24 protein-coding genes and 2 pseudogenes are annotated in these 23,723 nt (G+C 69.7%); 19 read left to right on the forward strand and 7 right to left on the reverse strand.

Going from position 1 to position 23,723, the window contains the following annotated elements; translation table 11 throughout:
- Positions 1–96: 96 nt before the first annotated feature.
- Positions 97–648: a GNAT family N-acetyltransferase gene (locus AB0D12_RS21815; protein WP_362685227.1), complete on the reverse strand. Its 552-nt coding sequence runs from the start codon at positions 646–648 to the stop codon at positions 97–99.
- Between the two features lie 76 nt (positions 649–724).
- On the opposite strand from AB0D12_RS21815, the gene AB0D12_RS21820 reads away from it, so the two are divergent.
- The 6 genes from AB0D12_RS21820 to AB0D12_RS21845 all read left to right on the forward strand — a co-directional run bounded on the left by AB0D12_RS21820 (position 725) and on the right by AB0D12_RS21845 (position 5,140).
- Complete coding sequence (locus tag AB0D12_RS21820) at positions 725–1,111, forward strand: VOC family protein (protein WP_362685230.1); 387 nt, start codon at positions 725–727, stop codon at positions 1,109–1,111.
- A gap of 166 nt (positions 1,112–1,277) precedes the next feature.
- Positions 1,278–1,829, forward strand: a complete 552-nt coding sequence (locus tag AB0D12_RS21825) for a DUF5134 domain-containing protein (protein ID WP_362685233.1) — start codon at positions 1,278–1,280, stop codon at positions 1,827–1,829.
- Positions 1,830–1,937: 108 nt separating this feature from the next.
- Positions 1,938–2,873, forward strand: coding sequence for a M56 family metallopeptidase (locus AB0D12_RS21830; RefSeq protein ID WP_362685236.1), 936 nt, complete (start codon positions 1,938–1,940; stop codon positions 2,871–2,873).
- 33 nt (positions 2,874–2,906) lie between these two features.
- Positions 2,907–3,593, forward strand: coding sequence for a phosphatase PAP2 family protein (locus AB0D12_RS21835; RefSeq protein ID WP_362685238.1), 687 nt, complete (start codon positions 2,907–2,909; stop codon positions 3,591–3,593).
- Between the two features lie 19 nt (positions 3,594–3,612).
- Positions 3,613–4,308: an HAD-IA family hydrolase gene (locus AB0D12_RS21840; RefSeq protein ID WP_362685241.1), complete on the forward strand. Its 696-nt coding sequence runs from the start codon at positions 3,613–3,615 to the stop codon at positions 4,306–4,308.
- A 178-nt stretch (positions 4,309–4,486) separates the two neighbouring features.
- Entirely contained in the window at positions 4,487–5,140 is a 654-nt protein-coding gene (locus AB0D12_RS21845; RefSeq protein ID WP_362685244.1) for a helix-turn-helix domain-containing protein, read from the forward strand.
- Here AB0D12_RS21845 and AB0D12_RS21850 read toward each other — a convergent pair.
- A complete protein-coding gene (locus AB0D12_RS21850) occupies positions 5,116–6,627 on the reverse strand; it encodes a hypothetical protein (RefSeq protein ID WP_362685247.1) in 1,512 nt (503 codons plus the stop codon). The two genes, AB0D12_RS21845 and AB0D12_RS21850, sit on opposite strands and share 25 nt — an antisense overlap.
- Positions 6,628–6,807: 180 nt before the next feature.
- Here AB0D12_RS21850 and AB0D12_RS21855 point away from each other — a divergent pair, with 180 nt between their 5' ends.
- Complete coding sequence (locus AB0D12_RS21855; RefSeq protein ID WP_362685763.1) at positions 6,808–7,470, forward strand: DUF305 domain-containing protein; 663 nt, start codon at positions 6,808–6,810, stop codon at positions 7,468–7,470.
- Here the strand turns inward: AB0D12_RS21855 and AB0D12_RS21860 are convergent.
- Complete coding sequence (locus AB0D12_RS21860) at positions 7,448–8,137, reverse strand: DUF6214 family protein (RefSeq protein ID WP_362685250.1); 690 nt, start codon at positions 8,135–8,137, stop codon at positions 7,448–7,450. The two genes, AB0D12_RS21855 and AB0D12_RS21860, sit on opposite strands and share 23 nt — an antisense overlap.
- A gap of 211 nt (positions 8,138–8,348) precedes the next feature.
- Here AB0D12_RS21860 and AB0D12_RS21865 point away from each other — a divergent pair, with 211 nt between their 5' ends.
- Positions 8,349–9,716, forward strand: coding sequence for an FAD-dependent oxidoreductase (locus AB0D12_RS21865; RefSeq protein WP_362685253.1), 1,368 nt, complete (start codon positions 8,349–8,351; stop codon positions 9,714–9,716).
- A gap of 37 nt (positions 9,717–9,753) precedes the next feature.
- On the opposite strand, the gene AB0D12_RS21870 is transcribed toward AB0D12_RS21865, so the two are convergent.
- Together AB0D12_RS21870 and AB0D12_RS21875 are read right to left on the reverse strand one after the other, a co-directional pair.
- Positions 9,754–10,464, reverse strand: coding sequence for an SDR family oxidoreductase (locus AB0D12_RS21870; protein WP_362685256.1), 711 nt, complete (start codon positions 10,462–10,464; stop codon positions 9,754–9,756).
- Positions 10,465–10,542: 78 nt separating this feature from the next.
- Complete coding sequence (locus tag AB0D12_RS21875) at positions 10,543–10,920, reverse strand: helix-turn-helix transcriptional regulator (RefSeq protein ID WP_362685259.1); 378 nt, start codon at positions 10,918–10,920, stop codon at positions 10,543–10,545.
- Positions 10,921–11,129: 209 nt separating this feature from the next.
- Between AB0D12_RS21875 and AB0D12_RS21880 the strand changes: the two genes are divergently transcribed.
- The 11 genes and pseudogenes from AB0D12_RS21880 to AB0D12_RS21930 all read left to right on the forward strand — a co-directional run bounded on the left by AB0D12_RS21880 (position 11,130) and on the right by AB0D12_RS21930 (position 21,184).
- The gene (locus tag AB0D12_RS21880) at positions 11,130–11,621 is read left to right on the forward strand and encodes an Lrp/AsnC family transcriptional regulator (protein ID WP_362685262.1); all 492 of its coding nucleotides are present in this window, start codon (positions 11,130–11,132) and stop codon (positions 11,619–11,621) included.
- A 130-nt stretch (positions 11,622–11,751) separates the two neighbouring features.
- The gene (ddaH, locus tag AB0D12_RS21885; RefSeq protein WP_362685265.1) at positions 11,752–12,564 is read left to right on the forward strand and encodes a dimethylargininase; all 813 of its coding nucleotides are present in this window, start codon (positions 11,752–11,754) and stop codon (positions 12,562–12,564) included.
- 118 nt (positions 12,565–12,682) lie between these two features.
- Entirely contained in the window at positions 12,683–13,762 is a 1,080-nt protein-coding gene (locus AB0D12_RS21890) for an NADH:flavin oxidoreductase/NADH oxidase (RefSeq protein WP_362685268.1), read from the forward strand.
- Between the two features lie 165 nt (positions 13,763–13,927).
- Entirely contained in the window at positions 13,928–14,368 is a 441-nt protein-coding gene (locus AB0D12_RS21895) for a DUF6153 family protein (RefSeq protein ID WP_362685271.1), read from the forward strand.
- Between the two features lie 153 nt (positions 14,369–14,521).
- Positions 14,522–14,685 (forward strand): annotated as a pseudogene (locus AB0D12_RS21900) (pyridoxal-5'-phosphate-dependent protein subunit beta); the annotation flags it as partial.
- 411 nt (positions 14,686–15,096) lie between these two features.
- Positions 15,097–16,629, forward strand: a complete 1,533-nt coding sequence (locus AB0D12_RS21905; RefSeq protein ID WP_362685274.1) for an FAD-binding oxidoreductase — start codon at positions 15,097–15,099, stop codon at positions 16,627–16,629.
- Between the two features lie 312 nt (positions 16,630–16,941).
- Positions 16,942–17,234 (forward strand): annotated as a pseudogene (locus tag AB0D12_RS21910) (hypothetical protein); the annotation flags it as partial.
- Between the two features lie 146 nt (positions 17,235–17,380).
- The gene (locus tag AB0D12_RS21915) at positions 17,381–18,466 is read left to right on the forward strand and encodes an exo-alpha-sialidase (RefSeq protein ID WP_362685277.1); all 1,086 of its coding nucleotides are present in this window, start codon (positions 17,381–17,383) and stop codon (positions 18,464–18,466) included.
- A 35-nt stretch (positions 18,467–18,501) separates the two neighbouring features.
- Positions 18,502–19,179, forward strand: a complete 678-nt coding sequence (locus AB0D12_RS21920; protein WP_362685280.1) for a uracil-DNA glycosylase — start codon at positions 18,502–18,504, stop codon at positions 19,177–19,179.
- The gene (locus AB0D12_RS21925; protein ID WP_362685283.1) at positions 19,176–20,168 is read left to right on the forward strand and encodes a BadF/BadG/BcrA/BcrD ATPase family protein; all 993 of its coding nucleotides are present in this window, start codon (positions 19,176–19,178) and stop codon (positions 20,166–20,168) included. The genes AB0D12_RS21920 and AB0D12_RS21925 overlap by 4 nt, the downstream gene beginning before the upstream one ends.
- 95 nt (positions 20,169–20,263) lie before the next feature.
- Positions 20,264–21,184 (forward strand): hypothetical protein, encoded by a 921-nt coding sequence (locus tag AB0D12_RS21930; protein ID WP_362685286.1) that lies wholly within the window; start codon positions 20,264–20,266, stop codon positions 21,182–21,184.
- A 75-nt stretch (positions 21,185–21,259) separates the two neighbouring features.
- Here AB0D12_RS21930 and AB0D12_RS21935 read toward each other — a convergent pair whose 3' ends face one another.
- The gene (locus tag AB0D12_RS21935) at positions 21,260–22,300 is read right to left on the reverse strand and encodes a lactonase family protein (protein WP_362685289.1); all 1,041 of its coding nucleotides are present in this window, start codon (positions 22,298–22,300) and stop codon (positions 21,260–21,262) included.
- Between the two features lie 72 nt (positions 22,301–22,372).
- Positions 22,373–23,524 carry a nitric oxide synthase oxygenase gene (locus tag AB0D12_RS21940; RefSeq protein WP_362685766.1) on the reverse strand — a complete coding sequence of 384 codons (1,152 nt, stop codon included), beginning with the start codon at positions 23,522–23,524 and terminating at the stop codon, positions 22,373–22,375.
- Between the last annotated feature and the right edge of the window lie 199 nt (positions 23,525–23,723).

Genomic DNA, 23,723 nt, shown 5'->3' on the forward strand with positions numbered 1-23,723 from the left:
CGGATCGCCCACACGTTCCGACCATCACCATCATCGACGCCACCAAACCCAAACGGGTCAGACGCATACCAAAGCCCTAAGTAACCGGTATTGGCCCTAGGACAGGTCCTTCACCAGCAGCTCGAACGCGAGATCGTCGCGCTGCGGGACGCCGACGCGCTCGTCGCCGTACGGGAAAGGGCTCAGCTTTCCCGTACGGCGGTAGCCCCGGCGCACGTACCAGGCGATCAGCTCGTGCCGGACCGAGATCACGGTCATCTGCATCTCGCGCACACTCCAGCGCTCGCGGGCGATGCGCTCCGCCTCGGCGATGATCTGGCGGCCGAGGCCCGCACCCTGCAGCCCGGGACGGACCGCGAACATGCCGAAGTACGCGGCCTCACCGCGGTGTTCGAGCTGGCAGCAGGCGATCAGCTCGCCGTCGCGCTCCACAGCGAGGAGGGTGCCGCCAGGAGCGGTGACTATCTCGCGCACGGATTCCGGGTCGGTCCGCGGCCCGTCCAGGATGTCCGCCTCGGTGGTCCAGCCGCTCCGGCTCGAGTCGCCGCGGTAGGCGGACTGGATCAGTGGAACGAGTACCGGCACATCGGCCTCGACCGCGTCACGGTAGGTGAGGTCGCCGGAGTACCGGGGTGGTGCGGGGTCCATGGGGTGGCTGTCCGTTCTCCGCTGCGTGCAGGTGTCCGACGAGACTAACCCGGCCGTTCGGCCTAGGGTCCGGGGCATGGTGCATGTACTGAGCAGCCGGATCCTGCTTCGCCCGGCCGATCCCGAGCGGTCGCGCCGCTTCTACGGCGAGACGCTGGCCCTGCCGGTCTACCGGGAGTTCGGCACCGGCCCCGAGCGGGGCACGGTGTACTTCCTGGGCGGCGGCTATCTGGAGGTCTCGGGGCGTGCGGCGGCGGCGACTTCGCGCTCCGTACAGCTGTGGCTCCAGGTCGCGGACGTCACGGCGGCGTACGAAGAGCTGTCGGGGCGCGGTGTCGAGGTGCTGCGGCCGCCGCGGCGCGAGCCGTGGGGGCTGATCGAGATGTGGATCGCCGACCCGGACGGCCACCGCATCGCGCTGGTCGAGGTGCCGGCCGACCATCCGCTGCGGTACCGCCCGTGAGCGCGGTACCGCCCGTGAGCACCGCGTCCGACAGCAGAGGTGTGTAGGGGCGCCGGAGGGGCGGGCGCGCTTTCCGGGTGTGCTCCCCGCGTACCCCCGTGCGCTCGCGTAGGTCACGCAGGGCCGGGCATCGACCACTCGACACCGTCGAAGGGGGAGGTGCGCGGTGCACGGACCTGCGATGTCCGACTGGTTGCTCGTCGCGCTGTGCGGGGCGACCGGCGCGTACTGCCTTGCGCGGATGCGCAGTTGCTCCGGCGAGGCACGCAAGGCGGCCGGCGGCGAGGCCCTGATGGGCTTCGGGATGGCCGCGATGGGCGTGTCCGCCGCCGTGCTCACGGTGCCGGAGTGGGCCTGGACGGTGTACGCCGCGGTCTTCGGCGCGGCCGCGCTGCACGCCCTGTGGCCGGCCCGGCGCGGAACGCACCATCTGCACCATCTCGTCGGCTCGCTCGCGATGGTCTACATGGCGGTGGTGATGGCGCCGGGCGGCGGGCACACCGGTCATTCCTCCGTCGGTATGCCGTTGCTGACCGGCGCGCTGCTCATGTACTACACCGTGTATGTACTGCGCTCGGGCGTCCGGCTGATGCCCGTGCCGTCCCCTGCGGGCGGCGCGGCGACGGCGACCATCACCTGGGGTGCCCGCCCCGAGCTGGCGCTCGCCTGCCGGCTCACCATGGGTCTCGCCATGCTGGCGATGCTGCTCGCCCTCTGAGCCGGCGGCGCGGTCCGCCGAACCGCGGGCGCGCCGAAACCGTGTCGTACATCACTTGGCTTGCGCGGCCATACCCGCAAGTAGCCGCACGCTCATAGGCTGTCGCCCATGTTGGTCTCCCTCGTGCTGCTGCTGCTCGGCGCACTGGCCGCCGTCGTGGCCCCGCGACTTGTGTCGCGTACCGACTGGCCGGAGCGCGAGCCCGTGGTGGCCCTGTGGGTGTGGCAGTGCGTAGTGGCAGCCGTGCTGCTGTGCTTCGCGCTCTCCATGACTTTCAGCGCGGCCGCGGCCTGGCAGTTCGTACGGGGTCAAGTCTTCGCGGCCGCACCGCACGGCGTGGTCGAGGCGTACGCCCTCGGCGCGAACGAACCGTGGTCCGCCCTGCTCGCCGTGGCCCTCGCCTGCGGTGGCCTCTGGACGGGCGCGATGCTCACCCGGGAGATCCACCGGACCCAGGTGCGGCGCAAGCGGCGGCGCATGGGACTTCTTGTGCGCTCCCCGATGCTGCCGGGCGAGGAGCCGGGCAGCGAACCGCTGGTCGTACTGGAGGGCGAACGGCCCGACGCCTGGTGGCTGCCCGGCACCGCGCCCCAACTGGTCATCACCACAGCCGCGTTGCGCCGGCTGAAGGGCCGTAAGCTCGACGCCGTACTGGCGCACGAGCAGGGGCACGCGCAGGCGCGGCACGACTGGCTGCTGCACTGTTCGGCCGCGCTGGCCAACGGCTTTCCGCAGATCCCGGTGTTCGCGGCGTTCCGCGACGAGATGCACCGGCTGGTCGAACTGGCTGCCGACGATGTCGCGTCGAAGCGCTTCGGCCGGCTCACCATCGCGCTGGCTCTGGTCGAACTCAATGAGGATCGAGGGGTTTTCGGGCCCTGCCCCACGCCTGACGCCCAGCTGCCGCACCGCGTCAACCGGCTGCTGACGCCGGCGCCGCGGCTCACCGCCGGCCGCAAACTGCGGCTGACCGCGGCCGCCGCACTGGTGCCGCTGGTTCCGCTGCTGGTGGCATTCGTGCCGGCCCTGCGCGCGCTGGGTTAGCCCGACGGGCCGGTCAGCCGCGAGGATCACCCCATGCACTCCCGTCGCCCGGCGCCCTCGACTCCCCCGGCACACGACCCGGTCGCCGTACCGGCCCGTACGGGTGCAGTGCTCGCCGTCGTGTCCGTGGTGCTGGTGGTTCTGGTCGCGGTCTCCTGGGCGCCTCTCGTCTCCTTCGACCGCACCGTCGCCGACGGGCTGCACCACTGGGCGGTGACCGAGCCGGGGCTCACCAGGGTGAACCGGGTGCTCACCGACTGGGTGTGGGACCCGTGGGCGATGCGCGCCCTGATCGCCGCGGCCGCCGCGTGGCTGTGGTGGCGGGGAGAGCGGCTGCCGGCACTGTGGGTCGCGGTAACGAGCGCGGTGGGCACGTTCGTGCAGCAGGGTCTGAAGTCCGCCGTCGGACGGGAGCGGCCACGGTGGCCGGATCCGGTCGACTCGGCCCACTACGCGGCCTTCCCCTCCGGTCATGCGATGACGGCCATGGTCACCTGCGGTCTGCTGCTGTGGTTGCTCAGGCGGCGCGGCGTGGGCGGACGGCTGTGGCACTGGAGCGTCGCGGCCGCGGTCGTATCGGTCGCCGGAGTGGGCCTGACCCGGCTCTATCTCGGCGTGCACTGGCCCTCGGACGTGCTGGGCGGCTGGCTGTTGGGGGCCTCTCTGGTGGCCCTGTCGGCCGCCGCGTACGAGCGTGTGGTCTTGTCCCGGAAGCGCTGAGGCGGAAAGGATCGCGGTCATGGCGATCAAAGGTGTGCTCTTCGACTTCTCCGGAACGCTCTTCCGTATCGAGTCCGCGCGGGACTGGCTGAGCGCGGTCCTCCAGGCGCGGGGCAGTGCGGTCCCCGAGGTCGAACTCTCCCGGTACGCGGATGAGTTGGAGGCGGCCGGAGCACTCCCCGGCGGGTCCTTCCCACAACGGCTGCCGCCGCATCTCACCGAGTTGTGGGCGACCCGCGACGAAAGCATGGAGCGGCACCGGGCCGCGTACACCGGTCTTGCCCGGCAGGTGGAGCTACCGGACGCGGGCCTGTACGACGCGCTCTACGACCGCCATATGAAGCCCGCGGCCTGGCGCCCGTATCCGGACGCCGCCGAGGTGCTGCGCGCGCTGCGGGAGCGGGGCATGGGCGTCGCGGTGGTCAGCAACATCGGCTGGGACCTGCGGCCGGTCTTCCGCGCCCACGGCCTGGACGCCTGGGTGGACGCCTACGTCCTGTCGTACGAGCACGGGGTGCAGAAGCCCGATGTGCGCCTGTTCCGCACCGCCTGCGAGGCGCTGGACCAGGACCCGCGCGATGTATTGATGGTGGGCGACCACCCGGCCGCGGACGGCGGGGCCGCGGATCTGGGCTGCGCGGTCCACTTCGTGGACCACCTTCCGGTGGCGGAACGGCCGACGGGACTGCGGCCGGTGATCGGGCTCATCGGCTGAGCCCTCGACTGAGCTCCACAGCGACGGAGGCACACTGAAGACATGACAAAATCACCCGAACCGGACGATCCCCCGCGTCGCCCGGTTCGGGCAGCACCCTGCTGACCAGGCCCTCAAGGCCTCGCAGTGGGACGCCCTGAGTATATTGGCTCGGAGCCAGTCAACGCAGGAGTCAAGCATGTCCCCGCGGAGCGCATCGGTCAATGAAGAGCTTCGTCGGCGTTCCCGGGAACGGCTTCTGCAGGCGACGGTGGAGCTCGTCGGAGAGCGCGGATACGAGGCCACCACGCTGGCCGACATCGCCGACCGGGCGGGCTCGGCGCGCGGACTGGTCTCCTACTACTTCCCCGGAAAGCGCCAGCTCCTGCAGGCGGCGGTGCACCGCTTGATGCACCTGACACTCGAGGCGGCGCTCGAGCGCGAGCCGCGCACCGATGACGGGCGGGAGCGGCTGGCACGGGCGATCGACGCGATTCTGGGGCTGGCGGTCGACCATCCCCTTCTGATGCGGACCCATATGTCGGGGGTACTGCAGGCCGATGGTTTTGTGCAGGGCCCGGAGCAGCAACGCCTCGCGTTCCTGCTGCGGGACACGATGGAGCGGTACGGATCACCCGATGTCGACGCCGACTACCCGCTGCTGCGTGCCCTGCTGATGGGCGCGGTCTTCGCGGTGCTGCTGCCCGGCGCACCGATGCCGCGGGCACGGCTGCGCGCGGAGCTGTTCCAGCGGTACGGGCTGGACTGGGAACTCGGCGTTCCGCCGGGCGGCAGGCCGCCCGGCGGAACGCATCAGGAGACCCGGGATCAGTGGTCGAAGTCGTCGAAGTAGTCGGGCTGGGTCTGAACATTGAGCTCGTGCATCCGCACCCGCTTCGCCGGGTCCGTCCGACGGTCGTCGAGCTTCAGCACATCGAAGCCCTTGGCGATGTCATTGGCGTAGATGTAGCCGTTGTAGTAGTACGCCGACCAGGCACCGCCGGTCGATATCGTGTCCGCGCTGAGCGGGCCGCGCTCGAAGTAGGCGATCTCCTTGGGCTTCGAGGAGTTGGTGAAGTCCCAGACCGAGACCCCGCCCTGGTACCAGGCCTGGACCATGATGTCGCGGCCCTTGACCGGGATGAGTGAGCCGTTGTGGGCCACGCAGTTCTCGGTGTCCGCCTGGTAGCGGCCGATCTTGTAGTAGCTGCGGAAGACCAGCTTGCGATGGTCGCCCCTGCCAACGATGTCGTAGATGCCGTCGGCGCCGCGGTTCGGCCCAATCTGGGCGTTGCAGGTGGCCGCGCCGCCGCCACCGAGCTCGTCGGTGAAGACGACCTTGTTGGCCCGCTGGTTGAAGGTCGCCGAGTGCCAGAACGCGAAGTTCACGTTGTCCTGGACGCGGTCGATGACCTTCGGGTGCTCCGGGTCCTCGATGTCGAACAGGATGCCGTCACCCATGCAGGCGCCGGCGGCCAGGTCCTTGGACGGCAGCACCGTGATGTCGTGGCAGCCGGTGGTCTTGGAGACGCCCGGGTTGGTGGGCGAGCCCGGGTTGCCGCCGCCGTCGGGGCCCTCGCCCGGGAAGAGCACCGGGAAGTTCACGATCGCCGACTTCTCGGGGGCCTTGCGCGGCACCTTGATGACGGAGATTCCGTCGTGCGGCGGCTGGCAGTCCGGGAAGGTCACGCTCGGCGAGTACGAGGAGACGTAGATGTAGACGTTGCGACGCTCCGGCACGATGGTGTGCGTGTGCGATCCGCACGCGGTCTCGACTGCGGCGACGTACTTGGGGTTGGCCTTGTCGCTGATGTCGAAGATCTTCATGCCCTCCCAGGACGACTTCTCCGTCGCGGGCTGCGAAACGCTGTTGCAGGAGTTGTCGTTGCGCGAGGAGTCGGTGGAGAGGAAGAGCAGGTCACCGGAGACCGAGACGTCGTTCTGCGATCCGGGACACAGGACCTGCGAAACGGTCTTCGGGGCCCTCGGGTTGCTGATGTCGAAGATCCGGAAGCCGTCGTAGTTGCCCGCGAAGGCGTACTTGCCCTGGAAGGCCAGGTCTGAATTGGTGCCCTTGAGGGCGTCCTTGGGGATGTTGGTGAGGTGCTCGACATTGTCGCTGTGGACGACTGCGTCGACAGGGGGTATCTCGCCGCTTGCGATGGCCGATCTGGCTTCGGCGGCCTGCTCCGAGGAGACCTTCTCCTGGGCGGGCGCGTCCCCGGGGTCTGGTGTGGCGACCGCGGGTCCGGCCGCCAGCAGCGTGGCAAGGAGCCCGGCCGCGGCTGCCGCCACGCCCAGACGTCTGCGCCGCACTCGGGTGGTGTGCAACAGGGTCACTGCGTCCTCCCTTGTATCCGTTCGCAGTTGAACGGTTCACGGACCCTCGGCAGTATCTTCCTTTCCATGTACATCTCAATAGATGGCAACAGAGACGTAATGAAAGTTCTTGATCAACGGTGCGCGGAAGCGTGCTAGGACGGTCTCCAGAAACCCCAAGTGCCTCAGGAGGTCACCGTGTTGAACCGCCGTAGGACCGCGCGTGCCCGCAGGTCCGTCGTCGCGGCAGCGGTCACTGCCGCCGTACTCGCCCTGGGCGCCTGCGAGTCGGATTCCGACGCTCCCGCCAAGGCCAAGGGGGCAGCGGGGCCGTCCGTGGTGGCACCCGGGAAGCCGGGCGAGCCGGCCAAGACACTCTCGGCGGAGGAGGCCGCGAAGGCCGCTCCGGACGACACTCCCAATGCGGCGGACGTCTCCTACGCACAGATGATGATCACGCACCACGGCCAGGCGCTGCAGATGACCGCACTGGCACCGGATCGCGCTGGATCGACGCAGGTCAAGCGGCTGGCGGAGCGCATAGCCGCCGCACAGAAGCCGGAACTGGCTGCGATGCAGGGGTGGCTCAAAAGCAACGGCGGGGCGAAGGTGAAGAGCGGTCATGACCACGGTCCGGGCGCAATGCCCGGAATGGCCACCCCGGCCCAACTGGCCCAGCTGCGCGCGGCGAAGGGCAAGGCGTTCGACGAACTCTTCCTGACGCTGATGATCACCCACCATCAGGGTGCGATCACGATGGCCACCGATGTCCTCTCGGACGGGAACAACGTCCTCGTCGAGGAGATGGCGAACGATGTGATCGCGCAGCAGACGAGCGAGATCAACCGGATGCGTTCGATGTGAGGGGCACCTCGACCCCGCCGGGCCCGTCCACCCCGTCGGGCCCGTCCACCCCGTCGGGCCCGTCCACCCCGTCGGGCCCGTCGTCCGGGTCGGACACACGCACCGGTTCCGGCATGGTCGCCGGGTCGGCCCTGCGGCGGTTGTGGCGCGGCGCGAGATACCCCTCGTCCCGGGCGCCCGCGATGAGCCGGAGCGACCTACGGCGACTTCGCCCGGTGGCGCCCATCACCGCGAGCACGGGGTCGCGCCCGTCCTGCTGCGCGGCCCGGTAGACGTCGGCCGCGATCCGTCGAAGGGCGCTGCCGCGCGGCACTGCGGGGCGGGCCCGACGGCGGTCGGGCGTTGGCGCGTCCGCCCGCCCGGTGTCGCCGGGCGCGACCGGAGCCGCCTCCTCTGCCCCGGGTTGCTCCATGGCCACCCGGCAGGCGTCCTCGAGTGGATCCCTGAGCCGGTCGGCGAGCACCGCGAAGCCCTCCAGCGGCAGGGGCGGGTCGGCCCGCAATTCTTCGATGGCGATCCGCCCGTCGGTGACGACGGCGAGAACATCGAGCCGGGCACCGTCGGCAAAGGTCAGCCGGACATTGAACCAGGGCGGGGCGACCTCGCACGCCCCCTGGAGCGAGCCCGTGCCACAGGTGACCGTGCCGCGCCCCTGCAGCTCCCACACCGGCGGGTACGGCAACGCCTCAATCGGTTCGTACCGATCACTAACGTTAAGAAACGTAGTTTCTTGCACAATTAGCACGCAACCAGGCAAAACATCACTCTTTGTGGCGGCACGCGCGCCACGACGCCACAACACACCCCGTTAGCGCATCTCCCCCATCTCCGCCCACCGGTGCGATGCTGGAATCCCCCCTGCGGGAAGGAGCGCAGCTGTGCTTCGCGTCGCCGTCGTCGGATCGGGACCCAGTGGGGTCTACGCCGCGCAGTCCCTAGTCCAGCAGAGTCGGGTGCCGGATGTGCGTGTGCACGTCCTGGACCGGCTCCCCTGCCCGTACGGACTCGTGCGCTACGGGGTCGCGCCCGACCACGAGAAGATCAAGTCCCTCCAGAACAATCTGCGCACTGTGCTCGAACACGAGCGGATCGACTTCATCGGCAATGTGGAGGTGGGCACGCACGGGCTGGACCCCGGGCGGCTGCTGGAGCTCTACCACGCGGTTGTGTACTGCGTCGGCGCCGCCAAGGACCGCCGGCTCGGCGTGCCGGGCGAGGATCTGCCCGGCAGCCACTCGGCCACCGAATTCGTCTCGTGGTACAGCGCACATCCCGATGCGTCGGGCAACGGCTTTGTGCTCGGCGCCCGTTCGGCCGTGGTGATCGGCGTCGGCAATGTGGCCGTCGACGTGGCCCGTATCCTCGCCCGGGGCGCGGAGGAGCTCCGCGCCACCGATGTGCCCCAGGCGGCGCTCGGCGCGCTCGCGGTCAGCCAGGTGCGCGAGGTGCACATGGTGGGCAGGCGCGGCCCCTCGCAGGCGAAGTTCACCACCAAGGAGCTGCGCGAGCTCGGCTCACTGCCCGCGGCGGAAGTGATGGTCGAGCCCGAGGACCTCGCGCTCGACCCGGCGTACGCCGATCCATCGGGCAGCGCACCCACCACCCTGCCGGCGGTCAACCGCCGCAATCTCGACGTCGTACGCGGCTGGGCCGGGCAGCCGCCGCGAGGGCAGGACCGCCGGATCCATCTGCGGTTCTTCCTGCGTCCGGTGGAGCTGCTGGAGCACGGCGGGCGGGTGGCGGGCGTACGGTTCGAGCGCACCGTTCCGGACGGCGACGGAGGCGTTCGGGGCACCGGCAGGTACGAGGAGATCGAGGCGCAACTGGTGCTGCGGGCGGTCGGCTACCGCGGAGTGCCGCCGGCGGGTCTGCCGTTCGACGCCGAGCACGGCACGGTGCCGCACACCGGCGGACGGGTGCTGCGGGGCGGTGTGCCGTCGCCCGGGGAGTATGTGGCTGGGTGGATCAAACGCGGTCCGACCGGAGTGATCGGCACCAACCGGCCGTGCGCCAAGGAGACGGTGGCGTCACTGCTCGACGACGCGGCGATGCTCACGCTGCGCCCCGTCGCCGCCGACCCGCTGGCCGTACTGCGGGAGTCGGGGCACCAGCCGGTCCCGTGGCCGGGCTGGATGGCGATCGAGGCGGCGGAGTCGGCACTGGGACTGACGCTCGGCCGGCGGTCCGTGAAAATCGCCGACTGGCCAGGTCTGTTGAGTGCGGCGGGTGGCGCCACGCACGTCTGAAGCCTGCTGCAGAAGGCTGTGTGCGGGGCCCGCCCGGTCACACGGGCTGCCCGATCGGCCTGACGACGACGGTATTGACGTCGACTCCGCTCGGCTGCCCGATGGCCCACACGAGGGACTCGGCGAGCTGGTCGGCGGTCAGCAGAATCCCGGGAGGAAGGCTGCCCATGCCGTCCCAGAATGGAGTCTCCACCCGTCCCGGAGCGATCAGGGTCACGCCGATGCCGTGCTCGGTGACCATGCGGCGGGTGTTCTCGGCGAGGCCGGTCACCGCCCACTTGGTCGCTCCGTAGATATTGCCCGGGGTGTTGACGAAGCCCGCCACGCTGCCGACGAGAACGATCCGCCCGCGCGTCTCCTTCAGGGCGGGCAGAGCGGCCCTGATGAGCAGAGCGGGGCCGAGCACATTGGTCAGCACCATCTCGCGCCATCCGGCGGGGTCGCCGTCGGCGAGGGTGTCATGAGTGGCGAAACCGGCGTTGGCGACGACGGTGTCCAGCCGCCCGAACTCCTTGACGGTGGCTTCGACGGCCGACCGGACCGAGTCGTAGTCGGCCGCGTCTCCGACGATCGTCAACAGGCCGGCCGGCTTGCCCAGTTCCTCGGCGAACCGGCGGAGCCGGTCCTGGCCGCGTCCGGTGACGGTCACCCGGTGCCCTTGGTCCAGCAGCTGCCGGGCTGTTGCCGCTCCGATACCGCTGCCACCCCCCGTGATCAGAGTGACAGGAGAGTCGGAAGTGTCAGTCATGCCTACCCCCAGAGATCCGCGGCCAGGGCCGTTGCCGTTGCCGTGGCGGGGAGTTCATCACTTGGAGTGCGCTCGATGTCAACCCGCTCCGGACACGGCCTGCTTGTCGCCGTCGCCGAGACGGTCCGCCTGGTGTGCCGCCGCACCGAGGATGCAGTCGAGCAGTCCGGGGAAGAGCGCGTCCAGATCGTCGCGGCGCAGCTCGTTCATCTTTGAGGTGCCCTGGTAGGTCTGCTGGATCACGCCGTTCTCGCGCAGCACGCGGAAGTGGTGGGTGGTCGTGGACTTGGTGACGGGCAGATCGAAGTGCGAACACGACAGGCTCACCTCTGCCGTCGCAAGGTCACGTACCACGCGCATCCGCATCGGGTCGGAGAGCGCGTGGAGCACGTTCTCCAGGCGGATCTCGTCGCCCGTGGGGTGGGCGAGCACGCGGGGGCTTGTCGCGGTGGTCACGGCGGCTCCACTTCATCGAAGGAACTCCATTGTACGAGACCTCTCGTAGTTTGATACACATCGTAATACGAAGAATCTCGTACGAGTCGGGCGCAGGACGCCGCCCGACGCCGCGTCGAGCCACTCCCGCGCCCTGAGTGCACCCACGGGCTACTGTGCGCTCTGCCGTGGCGCGACGCGCGGTGCACCCCGAAGGAGGAGATGACTCCATGTCCCGGCGCGGAGCTGAGCTGGACGAACTCGACCGCAAGATCATCGCGGCGCTGATGGCGGATGCGCGGGCGAGCCTGAGGGAGATCGGCGTGTCGATCGGCCTGTCGGCGCCCGCCGTGAAGCGCCGGGTGGACCGGCTGCGGGAGCAAGAGGTGATCACGGGCTTCACCACGGTGGTGAAGCCCTCAGCGCTGGGCTGGCACACCGAGGCGTATGTGGAGGTGTTCTGTGACGACGCCGCCCCGCCGAGGAGGCTGGCGGAGGTCGTTCGCAACCATCCCGAGATCCAGTCGGCTGTGACCGTCACCGGGCGCGCCGACGCGATCTTGCACATCAGAGCACTGGATGTCGCGCACTTCGAAGACATCCTGGAGCGGATCCGCTCGGAGTCCTTCGTGAAGGCCACCAACAGCTTCATCGTGCTCACACACCTCCTGCCGGGCAGCCCGGAGGCCGGATCGGGACGCCTCGCACCCGACACCGCTTAACAAGTGGTGGCTCAAAGCCTCGTACGCGCAACATAGTTGCGGATGCACGCAACTCATTCATCTTGTCACTGTCCGTCACAAATCAATACCGTGGTCGGTGTCCCCGCAACACGGCGAAAGGAAATCGAGGATGCCGCCCATCCGTACAGCGACGAAGCGCCGATATCTTGTCTGCCCGCCGGAGTACTTCGACGTCCGGTACGCCATCAACCCATGGATGACATCGGAGGAGCCGGTCGATTTCGGCATGGCCCGAAAGCAGTGGAACGCGCTGACATCCCTGTACCGCGAACTGGGCCACACCGTGGAGACGGTGGAACCGGTCGCCGACCTCCCCGACATGGTGTTCGCAGCCAATTCGGCACTCGTACTCGACGGCAAGGTGTTCGGCGCGCAGTTCCACGCACCCGAGCGGCAACCGGAGGCCGCCCACTACCGGAAATGGTTCGAAAACGCCGGATTCGAGACACGCGTTCCGTCCTACACCTGCGAAGGAGAAGGCGACTTCACCCCGGTCGGCGGATACATCCTCGCCGGCACCGGATTCCGCACCCTTCCTGCGGCCCATCACGAGGTACAGGAATTCTTCGGCGCGCCGACGGTGAGTCTTCACCTTGTCGACCCGCATTTCTATCACCTGGACACGGCATTGTTCGCGCTTGACGGCGAGAATATCGCCTACTACCCGGCGGCTTTCTCGGAGGGAAGTCAGAAGGTACTCAAGGCTCTCTTCCCGCACGCGATCACATCCACGCGGGAGGACGCACTCGCCTTTGGGCTCAACTCCCTCTCCGACGGACGCAATGTGGTGATCGCCCAGGACGCGACGGGCCTCATGGAGAGCATCGCAGCGCGCGGCTATGTCCCCGCCCCGGTGGACCTCTCGGAGTTCCGCAAGGCGGGCGGTGGAGCGAAGTGCTGCACCCAGGAGATCCGCGAGTAGTGCCCCCGCGCGCGACGGAACCGCATCTTGTACGAAACCTCTCGTAGTTTGACACCCTCCGTACTACGATGGGTATCGTACGAGTCGTACACCGGTCCCGCCCCGAATGGAGTCCGCCGTGAGCGCGCTGTTCCAGCCCTACACCCTGCGATCGCTGACCATCCCCAACCGCGCCTGGATGGCGCCGATGTGCCAGTACTCGGCCGAGGTGTTCGGGCCGAACGCCGGCGTGGCGAACGACTGGCACTTTGCCCACTACGCCGCCCGCGCCACCGGCGGCACGGGACTGATCCTGACCGAGGCGACCGCCGTCAGCCCCGAGGGCCGGATCAGCCCCGCCGACCTCGGCATCTGGAACGAGGCCCAGGTCCAGGCGTTCCGCCGGATCACCTCCTTCCTCAAGAGCCAGGGCACCGTTCCCGGAATCCAGTTGGCGCACGCCGGCCGCAAGGCGTCGACGGACCGCCCCTGGAAGGGTGGCGCGCCGGTGGGGGCCGATGAGCACGGCTGGCAGCCACTCGGACCCAGTCCGCTCCCGTTCGACGAGGGGCACCCCGTCCCCGACGAACTGACGGTTGATCAGATACGGGAGATCGCCGGGCAGTTCGCCGACGCGGCCCGCCGCGCCCTGGACGCCGGGTTCGAGATCGCCGAGATCCATGGCGCACACGGCTATCTGATCGGCGAGTTCCTCTCCCCGCACAGCAATCACCGCGACGATGAGTACGGCGGCTCCTTCGAGAACCGAGTCCGCTTCGCGCTCGAGGTCGTCGACGCGGTGCGCGCCGTATGGCCCGAGGAGCTGCCGCTGTTCTTCCGTATCTCCGCCACCGACTGGCTGGAGGAGGCCGGCTGGACGGCCGACGACACGGTGCGCTTCGCCTCGCTGCTGAAAGAGCACGGTGTCGATCTGCTCGATGTCTCGACCGGCGGCAACGCCGCGCGGGTCCGCATCCCGACCGGCCCCGGTTACCAGGTGCCGTTCGCCGCGCGGGTCAAGAGGGAGGCCGGTCTCCCGGTCGCCGCGGTGGGCATGATCACCGAGGCCGAGCAGGCCGAGAAGATCCTGGCGAACGGCGAGGCGGACGCGGTCCTGCTCGGCCGCGAGCTGCTGCGCAACCCGTCCTGGGCCAGGCACGCCGCCCGGGAGCTCGGCGGCGACATCCGCATCCCCGAGCAGTACCACCGGTCCGTCTGACGTGTGCACCCGAGAGCCGGCGGCCGCATCCCGCCGGTTCTCGCAACCCTGTTGCCGCGCGCACTCACATGGCACCTGTCACCTGGGTGCGCCCCCCGGGTGATGCACAGAAAGCTCCGGGTCCGCATGCGTAGCGAGTAGCGCACGTAGAGTTCGCATCGCGTTATGATCTCGGCCCGGTCGCCCGTCGGCGTACGACGCAGCCGCCTCGGGGCAGGCACGTCGCGTCTGTGGTGGCTCGGCATCCTGCTTCTCGGCGTCCTCCACACGCACGGCATCGGGGTGGAAGGCGGCTCCGGGCACATCTCTCCCGCGACGATGACCTCCGCGGTCGCCGTCGCGCAGCAGGACACTCCCGGCTCCGCCGCCGACGCCGCTCCCGGCCCTGCTTCGGACCACGACAACGGCGAGGATGCGCCGCATCCCGGAGGCGAATGCCTCTCGAGGCAACCCCAGGACGGCCCGATCCTCGCAGCGCCGTGCTCACCCGGCCCGGACTCGGCGGCGGCCGGCGCGAATCCTCGTGGAATCGGCTCCTCCGATGGTGGCGGGCATGGCGGCCATGCCTCTCCGGATCCACATCAGGCAGCGATCCTCAGGCTGTAGTCGTCGGCGACCCGTCCCGGTCGTCAGTGCCCGAGCTCCCTCTCACCCTGTCCCTTGGCACCCGGCACCCGGCACCCGGCACCCGGCACAGGGTTCACGACGGCCTGCACCCCGAATTCGCCGACCCCTGATCGCTGCGACGAGAGCGGAACGATGCAGTCTCTGATCACCACCGATGTGACCCCCGCCCATGCCACCCTCTCCGGCCTGGTCGGCAATACGCCGTCCTGCGGGTCGCCCGGCCGCTGGTCCCGGACGGCCGCGGCTTCTGGGCGAAGCTGGAGGGTTTCAATCCTGGCGGCATCAAGGACCGTCCCGGACAGCCACACCCGCCCGCCTCACGGACCTCGCCGACCACGTGCCACTCCGATGTAACCGGTATTCACAGACTGCTCGAAGAAGGTGGTGCACCCACCACTTGACGCCGCCCATGTCGACAGGTCCAGCGCGCGCACCGCGGTCGCCGAAGTCACGACAGATGACCACCACTCCGACAGCACGAATATCGAGCCTCGCCGGATCCACCCGGCTGGGCTAATTCACGCCCACACATAGATCCTTCTTCAGCATATCGTCCTCAATTAGCGTGTCGGGTAAAACCGCCCAGGGTCACCCTTGTTACTCTGCGGGCCGCCAGGAATTGTCCACAAAGGATTTTACGCGCCGGCCGGCGGACAGGATCTGCCTTTGCCAAATACTGGCGTAGTCCGGTCGAGAGGAAACGGACCATGACCATGCACGATTTTTCTCGTCGCGGCCTGCTGAAGGCGACGGCGGCCGCAGGCGCCGGCGCGGTCGCTATTCCGGGCATTACGGTCGCAGGCGCCCCGGGCGCGAGCGCCGCGGTCAAAAGGACCCGAAGCCCGAAATGTGAGCCGGCGGAGCTCACCGGCCGCATCGTCCGTCCCAACGACCCCGGGTACGCAGATGCAAGCCTCGGCTGGGACGAGCTCTTCGTTCACTATCCGCTGGTCATCGTCTATGCCCAGGAGACCCAGGACGTGGTCAACGCCCTCACGTGGGCGCGGCAGAACGACGTCGCGCTGCGGGTGCGGAGCGGCCGCCACCACCTTGAGGGCTGGTCGAACGTAGACAACGGCATCGTGATCGACGTCAGCGAGTTGAAGTCGGTCCACATCGACACTGACTCTCGTATCGCGACACTCGGCGCCGGGCTCAACCAGTTGGAAGCGGTGACCACGCTCGCGAAGCAGGACCTCGCGGTGACGACCGGAACGGAGGGCAGCGTAGGCCTGTCCGGTGCGACGCTCGGCGGCGGCTTCGGCTTCCTCACCCGCTACCTCGGCATGGCCTGCGACAGCCTGAAGGCGGCTGAGATTGTCGTCGCGTCGGGTGACGACTGCGCCAAGGCGATCACGGTGGACTTGAAGAACCACTCGGACCTGCTCTGGGCGCTCCGCGGGGCGGGAAACGGCAACTTCGGGATCATCACCTCACTCACCTATAAGGTGGCTCCACTAAAGAGCGTCGCTTATGTGCAAGCGACATGGACCGGCCTCGATGACCTGCATGAGCTCTTCGACGCATATCAGCGTACGGCGCCGTTCGCCGACAACCGCCTCGGAACCCAGCTTGAGTTCCACAGAGGCGTGATCCTGCTGTTCGCGGTTCTCGCGGAAGGGTCGGAGGAAGAAGCGAAGGAGCTGCTCGCCCCGATCCTGTCGATCGGCAACCCCGATGTCACGGCGCAGACCGGTAACTGGGGCGACGTATATGCGGGATTCCAGATTCCGACCGCGGTCGAGCCAGCGAACTGGAAGTTCTTCTCGCAGTTCACCACCAAGCCGTTCCCGGAGAAAGCGATCAGCCTGGTCGACTCATTCATTCGAGACGCCCCCTCGGATGACAGCAACTTCTTCGTCCAGGCCTTCGGTGGGGCGGTTCAGAGGAGCCCCCGCGGCGGCACGGCGTTCCCGCATCGCAACGCGCTTTTCTATTCCGAGCCCGGCGCCGGCTGGGGGACTCGTGGACAATCAGACTGCAACGACCCGATCACCCCGATTGCCCAGACCTGGATCGCCGAGTTCAGCCAGGCACTGCGGCCCTACGTGAACGGCGCCTACGTCAACGTGCCGAACATCGGAGTGCAGGATTGGGAGACCGCCTACTGGGGATCCAACTTCGACCGGCTGCGCAAGATCAAGGCGAAGTACGACCCCCACAACGTCTTCCAGTACGAGCAGAGCATCCCGCCCGCGTCTGTTGACCGGAATTCTCACTCGGGACCCCATTCCGGCTAGGGCACGAGCGCGCGTGGCCTACGTCAGCCCGGAGGCACCCGCTGGCTCTGCATGGGATGCGGGCTCGACTCCAACCCCGGCACCGTTTTGTCGAGTTACAACGGCAAGCACAAATAGGTGCCGGGAACCGCGCCCAAAGGTATCCCGGCCCGCCGTTGGTCACGAACCGCGTCAGTGATTGCTCCAGCAGCTCCAGAGACTGCCGCAGGTCATCAGCCACCCTGTCGCGCGCGGGTTCGTCCAGCGATGCTTTCCGCGTCCAAAGAGTGCCGTACTCCATGAGCCGCAGAATGACGTCACGTACCGCGTCGACTGCCGCTGGAGGTGCGGCGGCTCGGGGGCAGCTGAGGAGGCGGTACGGCGGCCACCGCGATGCTCTTCGCGGTGGCCGGCTCGGCACGATCCTGTTCCAGACTCGCGTCACCGCCTGGGCGGCCTTCCTGCCGCTGCTCGCGGTGCGGAACGCGGGGCTGTCCGCGTTGCCCTGGCTGGCACTGCTCGCGCTGGGCCTCGCCTGCGCCGCCGCTCTGCGCGGACTGCACGGCTCCGGCAGATTCGCCCCGGCGGCACCGATGAGTTCCCGGGCCCCGGCCGGTCTGCACTGAGGACCTGAGTCGGTTCTGTCGTCGACCGAGCCGTCCCGAGCTTTCCCTCCGGGCCGACCTGCGCGAGAGCCGCCCACGGGCCACTGTCAGTGGGCGGGTGCAGACTGGCCCCTATCCGAGACAACGGCGTCCTGGAGGTATCGGCCATGACCGATGTACTTCTGACTGTAGGCACTCGAAAAGGGCTCTTCATCGGCCGCAGACGCGGTGGCACGTGGGAGTTCGACGGCCCGCACTTCAATGCGCAGGCCGTGTACTCGATCGGGATCGATACGCGCCGATCCGTGCCCCGGCTGCTGGTCGGCGGCGACAGCGCGCACTGGGGCCCTTCGGTGTTCCACTCGGACGACCTCGGCAAGACGTGGATCGAGCCGACGAAGCCGGCGGTGAAGTTCCCCAAGGACACCGGAGCGTCCCTGGAACGGGTCTGGCAGCTGCATCCGGCCGGTCCCGCCACGCCTGACGTGGTGTACGCGGGCACGGAGCCCGCCGCACTGTTCCGCTCGGACGACGCCGGCGAGACCTTCGAGCTCGTACGGCCCCTGTGGGAGCACCCGACCCGCTCGCAGTGGGTGCCGGGCGGCGGCGGTGAAGCGGTGCACACAGTGGTCACGGACCGCCGTGACCCGGAGGCCGTGACGGTCGCCGTGTCGACGGCCGGGGTGTTCCGCTCCAAGGACGGCGGGGCCAGCTGGGCGCCGTCCAACCAGGGAGTGTCGGCGGTCTTCCTGCCCGACCCCAATCCGGAGTTCGGGCAGTGCGTCCACAAGATCGCGCAGGACGCCGGCGATCTGGACCGCCTGTATCTGCAGAATCACTGGGGCGTGTACCGCAGCGACAACGCGGGTGCCAAGTGGACAGACATCGGCGCGGGTCTGCCGTCCGACTTCGGTTTCGCGGTCGCCGCGCATCCGCACCGTCCCGACACCGCCTATGTCTTCCCGATCACGGCGGACGCGGACCGGGTGCCTGCCGGGCGTCGCTGCCGCGTCTACCGTACGAACGACGCGGGCAGCAGCTGGGAGGCACTGTCGGCCGGGCTGCCCGAAGGGGACCACTTCGGGACGGTGCTGCGGGACGCGCTGTGCACGGACGACGCGGATCCGGCGGGTGTCTACTTCGGCAATCGCAACGGCGAGGTGTACGCGAGCGCGGACGACGGCGACAGCTGGCAGCTGCTCGCCTCCCATCTGCCGGATGTGCTCTGTGTGCGGGCGGCGGCCATGGCGTGAAACGCACCGTCGCCGCACCAGTAGAGTGACGCCCCGTGGCAGCACGACCGTTGAAAGAAATCGTCGAGCCCGGGTGGGCCGATGCGCTCGCTCCAGTGGCTGAACGCGTCGCCGCGATGGGCGACTTCCTGCGCGCGGAGATCGCCGCGGGGCGCACCTACTTGCCGGCCGGACCGAATGTGCTGCGCGCCTTCCAGCAGCCCTTCGACGAGGTGCGTGTCCTGATCGTGGGTCAGGATCCGTACCCCACCCCCGGGCATGCCGTGGGCTTGAGCTTCTCGGTGGCACCCGAGGTGCGGCCGGTGCCCGGCAGCCTGGACAACATCTTCCGGGAAATGCACGCGGACCTGGGGCACCCCCGTCCCACCAACGGGGATCTCACACCCTGGACCCGGCAGGGGGTGCTGCTGCTGAACCGGGCGCTCACCACCGCGCCCCGCAAGCCCGCCGCACACCGCGGCAAGGGCTGGGAGGAAGTGACCGAGCAGGCCATCCAGGCCCTTGCCGCACGCGGCAAGCCCCTGGTGTCCGTGCTGTGGGGGCGTGACGCCCGCAATCTGCGTCCGCTGCTCGGCGACCTTCCGGCGATCGAGTCCTCGCATCCCTCCCCGATGTCCGCGGACCGCGGCTTCTTCGGCTCGCGTCCGTTCAGCCGGACCAATGAGCTCCTTCAACGCCAGGGGGCGCAGCCGGTGGACTGGCAGCTTCCGTGAGCGTGAGCCGGGTACTCGGAGTCGACTCCGGGGGTTCCGGGCTGCGTGTCGCGCTGGCCGAAGCCGGGAACCCGGAGAAGGCCGAGACCGAGGTGTCGCGCGAGCCGGTGCGCACCGGTGCCGCGGGCATCGACGCGGAGCATCTGCTGGAGCAGTTGCTGCCGATGGCGCGCACCCTGCTCGACCGGGCGGGGGGCGGCACCGTGTCCGCGGTCGCGATCGGCGCCGCCGGGATGGCGACGCTCGGCGACCGGCTGCGCGCCGAGCTCCCCGCGGCACTGGCCGAGTCGTTGGGTGTACGGCGCCTGGCGCTCGCGGCCGACGCGGTCACGGCCTACGCCGGTGCGCTCGGCCAGCGGCCCGGGGCGGTCGTCGCGGCGGGCACGGGCCTGATCGCGCTGGGCACCGACCTGTCCGACTGGCGCCGGGCCGACGGCTGGGGTCATCTGCTGGGCGACTGCGGCGGCGGCGCGTGGATCGGCCGGGCCGGGCTGGAGGCCGCGCTGCGCGCCCACGACGGACGGCGTGGCGGTTCCGCAGCCCTGCTGGCCAGGATGGAGTCGGTGTTCGGTCCGGCGCAGGAGCTGCCGGGTTTGCTGTACCCGCGCTCCGACCGTCCCGCGGTGCTGGCCTCCTTTGCGCCGGAGGTCGGCCGGTGCGCTGCGGACGGCGACGAGGTGTCGGCGGACATCCTCGCGGCGGCCGCCCGGCATATCGCCGAGTCGGCCGCGGCTGTCTGCCCGTCGGCCACCGATGTGCCCGAGGGATGCGAAGTCGCCCTCACCGGTGGGCTGTTCAGGATGGGTGCCCCTCTTCTCGTACCGCTGAGGGCGGAGCTTGCCGGACAACTGCCGTACGCACGGACGGTGTCCGCGGCCGGCGATCCGCTCACCGGCTCGTTGCTCATCGCGTCCGCGCTCGCCACCGATTCGCTGCGGCTGCCGCGCCATCCGACTCTGTTGCACGTACCGACAGAGCAGGACAGCTGAGGCGTACACCATTCATCGGATAAATGCGGACAGATGACGCTTGACCGCCCCCTCCCCGAACAGTCGCGCCCCCAAAACCAGTAGCATGCGGCGCCATGAGCTCCCCCACTGGGCCTGCATCCGGCCTGCCTGTACGAATGCCGCGACCCCGACAGACCGGGCGGCACCGCCGCCCGGAGCCCGTAGCGGCTCCTGAGGGCGCGCCCGCGCTCGTGCTCGCCGTGCCCGGCGCTCCCGCGCCCGCCACGCGCAGCCTGGCCGAAGAGGTCATAAGCATCGCTCGCTCCGAGCTGCCGGGCCTCGAGGTCGGCATCGGTTATCTCGACGGGGACAACGCCGAGTACCCCACGCTCGAAGGCGTCCTCGCGCACACCGCCGCCCGGCGCACCGAGCGGTACGAGATCGCGCAGGCCGCCGGCCGTGAAGTGGCCGCGCCCGAGGGCCCCGCCGCCGTTGTGGTGCCCCTTCTCGCCGGCCCGGACAACGTCCTGATGCGCCGGATCCGCCAGGCCGTCATGGACAGCCGCGCGAGCGCCGAGCTGACCGATGTCCTCGGCCCGCACCCGCTGCTCGCCGAAGCCCTGCACGTCCGGCTCTCGGAGGCCGGTCTGGCGCGTGCCGACCGTGCCCGGCTGTTCACCGTGGCCACGGCGGCCGACGGCATCATCCTGGCCACGGTCGGCGGCGAGGAGGCCGTCCAGGCCGCCGGGATCACCGGCATGCTGCTGGCCGCGCGTCTCGCGGTGCCGGTGATGGCCGCCGCGCTCGACCACGAGGGCGCGGTCGGCGCGATCGCCGAGCAGCTGCGCGGCTCCGGCTCGGTGCAGCTCGCCCTGGCGCCGTACCTCGTGGGCCCGGAGCTGCCCGTGGGCCTGCTCGACTCGGCCGTGAAGGAGGCGGGCTGCGCCGCCTCCGAGGCGCTCGGGGCCTACCCGGCGATCGGAAAGCTGGTGCTGTCGCAGTACGCGACCGCGTTGGGCATCGCGCCGCAGCCTCAGGGCTCGCCGAGTTTCTGACGGCTCCGCCGTACGTACGCAGAAGGGCCCGCACCACGCGAACGGTGCGGGCCCTGCGCAACACCCCGGCGACGGTCAGGCGAAGATCACGCAGGAGGCGGCGGGGACGTCGAGGGAGCCCGACCTGCGCGGAACGCCCGTCCGGTCGATGTCGAACCAGGTGACGTCTCCGGAGCGCTCATTGGCGGCGTACAGCCTGCGTCCTGTGGGGTCCAGGGCCAGGTCGCGCGGCCAGTGCCCGCCGCACGGCACCGTCGTGATCAGCTCCGCCTTCTCGTGCGTCTCGTCGAGCGCGAGGACGGCGATGCTGTCATGGCCGCGGTTGGCCGCCCAGACATGGCGGCCGTCGTGCGAGACAACCACCGCGGACGGGTAGCTGGGCCCGGCCGCGCCGTCCGGCAGCACCGGTGTCTCGCCGAGCGGTTCGAGGACGCCAGAGTCCGCGTCCCAGCGGCAGACGGTGAGGGTCGGCTCGAGCTCGTTCAGCACATAGGCGTGGCCGCCGGCGGGGTGGAAGGCGAGATGGCGCGGTCCGGTTCCGGGGCGCAGGGCTGTCTCGCCGCGCTTCGTCAGCTCGCCCGACTCGGGGTCCAGCACGCAAATCCGTACGGAGTCCGTGCCGAGGTCGACGCTGAGCACCCAGCGCCCGGTCGGATCGGGCAGTACCTGGTGCGCGTGCGGGCCGCGTTGCCGGTCGGGGTGCGGCCCTGAGCCTTCGTGCTGCAGTACGCCGCTGGCGGCGACCGGTTCGCCGTCGGACCCGACCGGGAGCACGCTGACGCTGCCGGAACCGTAGTTGGCGGTCACCAGATGGCCCGAGGCGATCGCGAGATGCGTGGGTCCCGCGCCGCACACCGGCACGCGCGCGCCGATCGGCCGCGGCGACGGCCCGTCCGCCTCGAAAGCCCCCACCGCGCCCTCCGCAGTCTCGGAGACGGCGTAGAGGACCGTGCCGCCGGACGTGAGCGCGAGATACGACGGGTCCGCGACGGCGTCGCTCGCCCCCGTCTCCGTCAGGGCCCCGGTCTCCCCGTCCACGGCGGCCGTGATGATCCCGCGGCCTCCGGCCGAGGTGAACGACCCGATGAAAGCCCGTCCGGCGCTCTTGTCGCCCACAGCATTCCCCTCTCCGCCACTGATTCGCCTGCTGCCCGGCCGACGGTAGCAGGCGGTCTAGACCAACTCCGGCTACGCGTCTCCTTCGCCGCGGGCGCGCGCGGTCGCCTCCGGGTGGTGGACATAGGCGGGACGCCATTGGGTCGTGTCATACGTCCGGTGGAAGACGGGTGTGGCGGAGCCCGAGATCGGCGGCACGATCCACGACCAGTCCGCGCCCACAACACGGCCCCGGCTCTGCTCCCGGTCCAGGTGTGTGAGGAAGCGGCGCGACTCGGTGTGGTGGTCGCTGACCGTGACTCCCGCGAGGTCGAAGGAGTGCAGGACCGCGCGGTTCAGCTCGACCAGTGCGCGGTCCTTCCAGAGCGAGCGGTCGTTCGTCGTGTCCAGGCCCAACTGCTCGGCGATACGCGGCAGCAGGTCGTAGCGGTCGGTGTCCGCGAGGTTGCGGGCGCCGATCTCGGTGCCCATGTACCAGCCGTTGAAGGGAGCGGCGGGGTAGCAGATCCCGCCGATCTCCAGGCACATGTTCGCGATCGCGGGTACGGCGTGCCAGCGCAGGCCGAGGCCCGCGTACCAGCTCTGCTCCGGGTGGTGCAGCTCGACTTCGAGTACGGCGTCGCGCGGCAGCTCGAACCAGCGCGGTTTGCCGTCCCCGTCCTCGATCACCAGTGGCAGGAGATCGAAGTGTGTGCCCGGGCCGCCCGGCCAGCCGAGCCTGAGGGCGAGCTCGGTGATCCCGGCGTTGCGCGGGTCGCCGACGGCGGGCCGGTAGTCGCCGGCGTAGCCCGCGTACCGTACGAGCTGCTCGTTCCAGATCCGCGGTCCTGGGCGGTCCGGCGCGTCCGGGGCGAAGACGGTGATGAGCGGGCGGATCCGGCCGCCGTTGTTGGCTTCGCGCAGATGGTCGGCCGCCTCGCGCGCCACGGAGTCGGCGTCGTCGATGTGCCGGCGGTCGCGTATACGCAGGGAGCGCCAGTAGAGCCGGCCGATGCAGCGGTTGCTGTTGCGCCAGGCGACGCGTGCGCCGTAGACGAGTTCGGCCGGGGTGTGGCGGTAGGTGCCGGTCGCCTCGATCTCCGCGCGTACGGCGGCGATCCGGCCCGCCGGGTCACCGGCCGACGGCTCCTCGCGGTGATGGAGCCGGATGAACTCCTCGGCCTCTTCGACCAGCTCACCGCGGGTGGCGGGCGGGCCGCCCGCCGGCTGCTCGGAGTGGCCCATGGGGCAGCGGACTTCCGGCGCCGGAGCGTCCGCCGATTCGTGCGCTGACACCCGTGCACCGGTCCGGCGCAGGGCTCTGAGCAGAGACTTCCGCATGGCGCGTACCCCCGGTCCTGGAGGGGACGTACGTGGATGCCGCTCTGGTTACCCCTTGAACAGACTGATCCACCCTGTGTGTGCCAGGTGAATGTGCCTCATT

It is taken from the genome of Streptomyces sp. NPDC048479, assembly GCF_040651435.1.
Classification (GTDB): domain Bacteria; phylum Actinomycetota; class Actinomycetes; order Streptomycetales; family Streptomycetaceae; genus Streptomyces.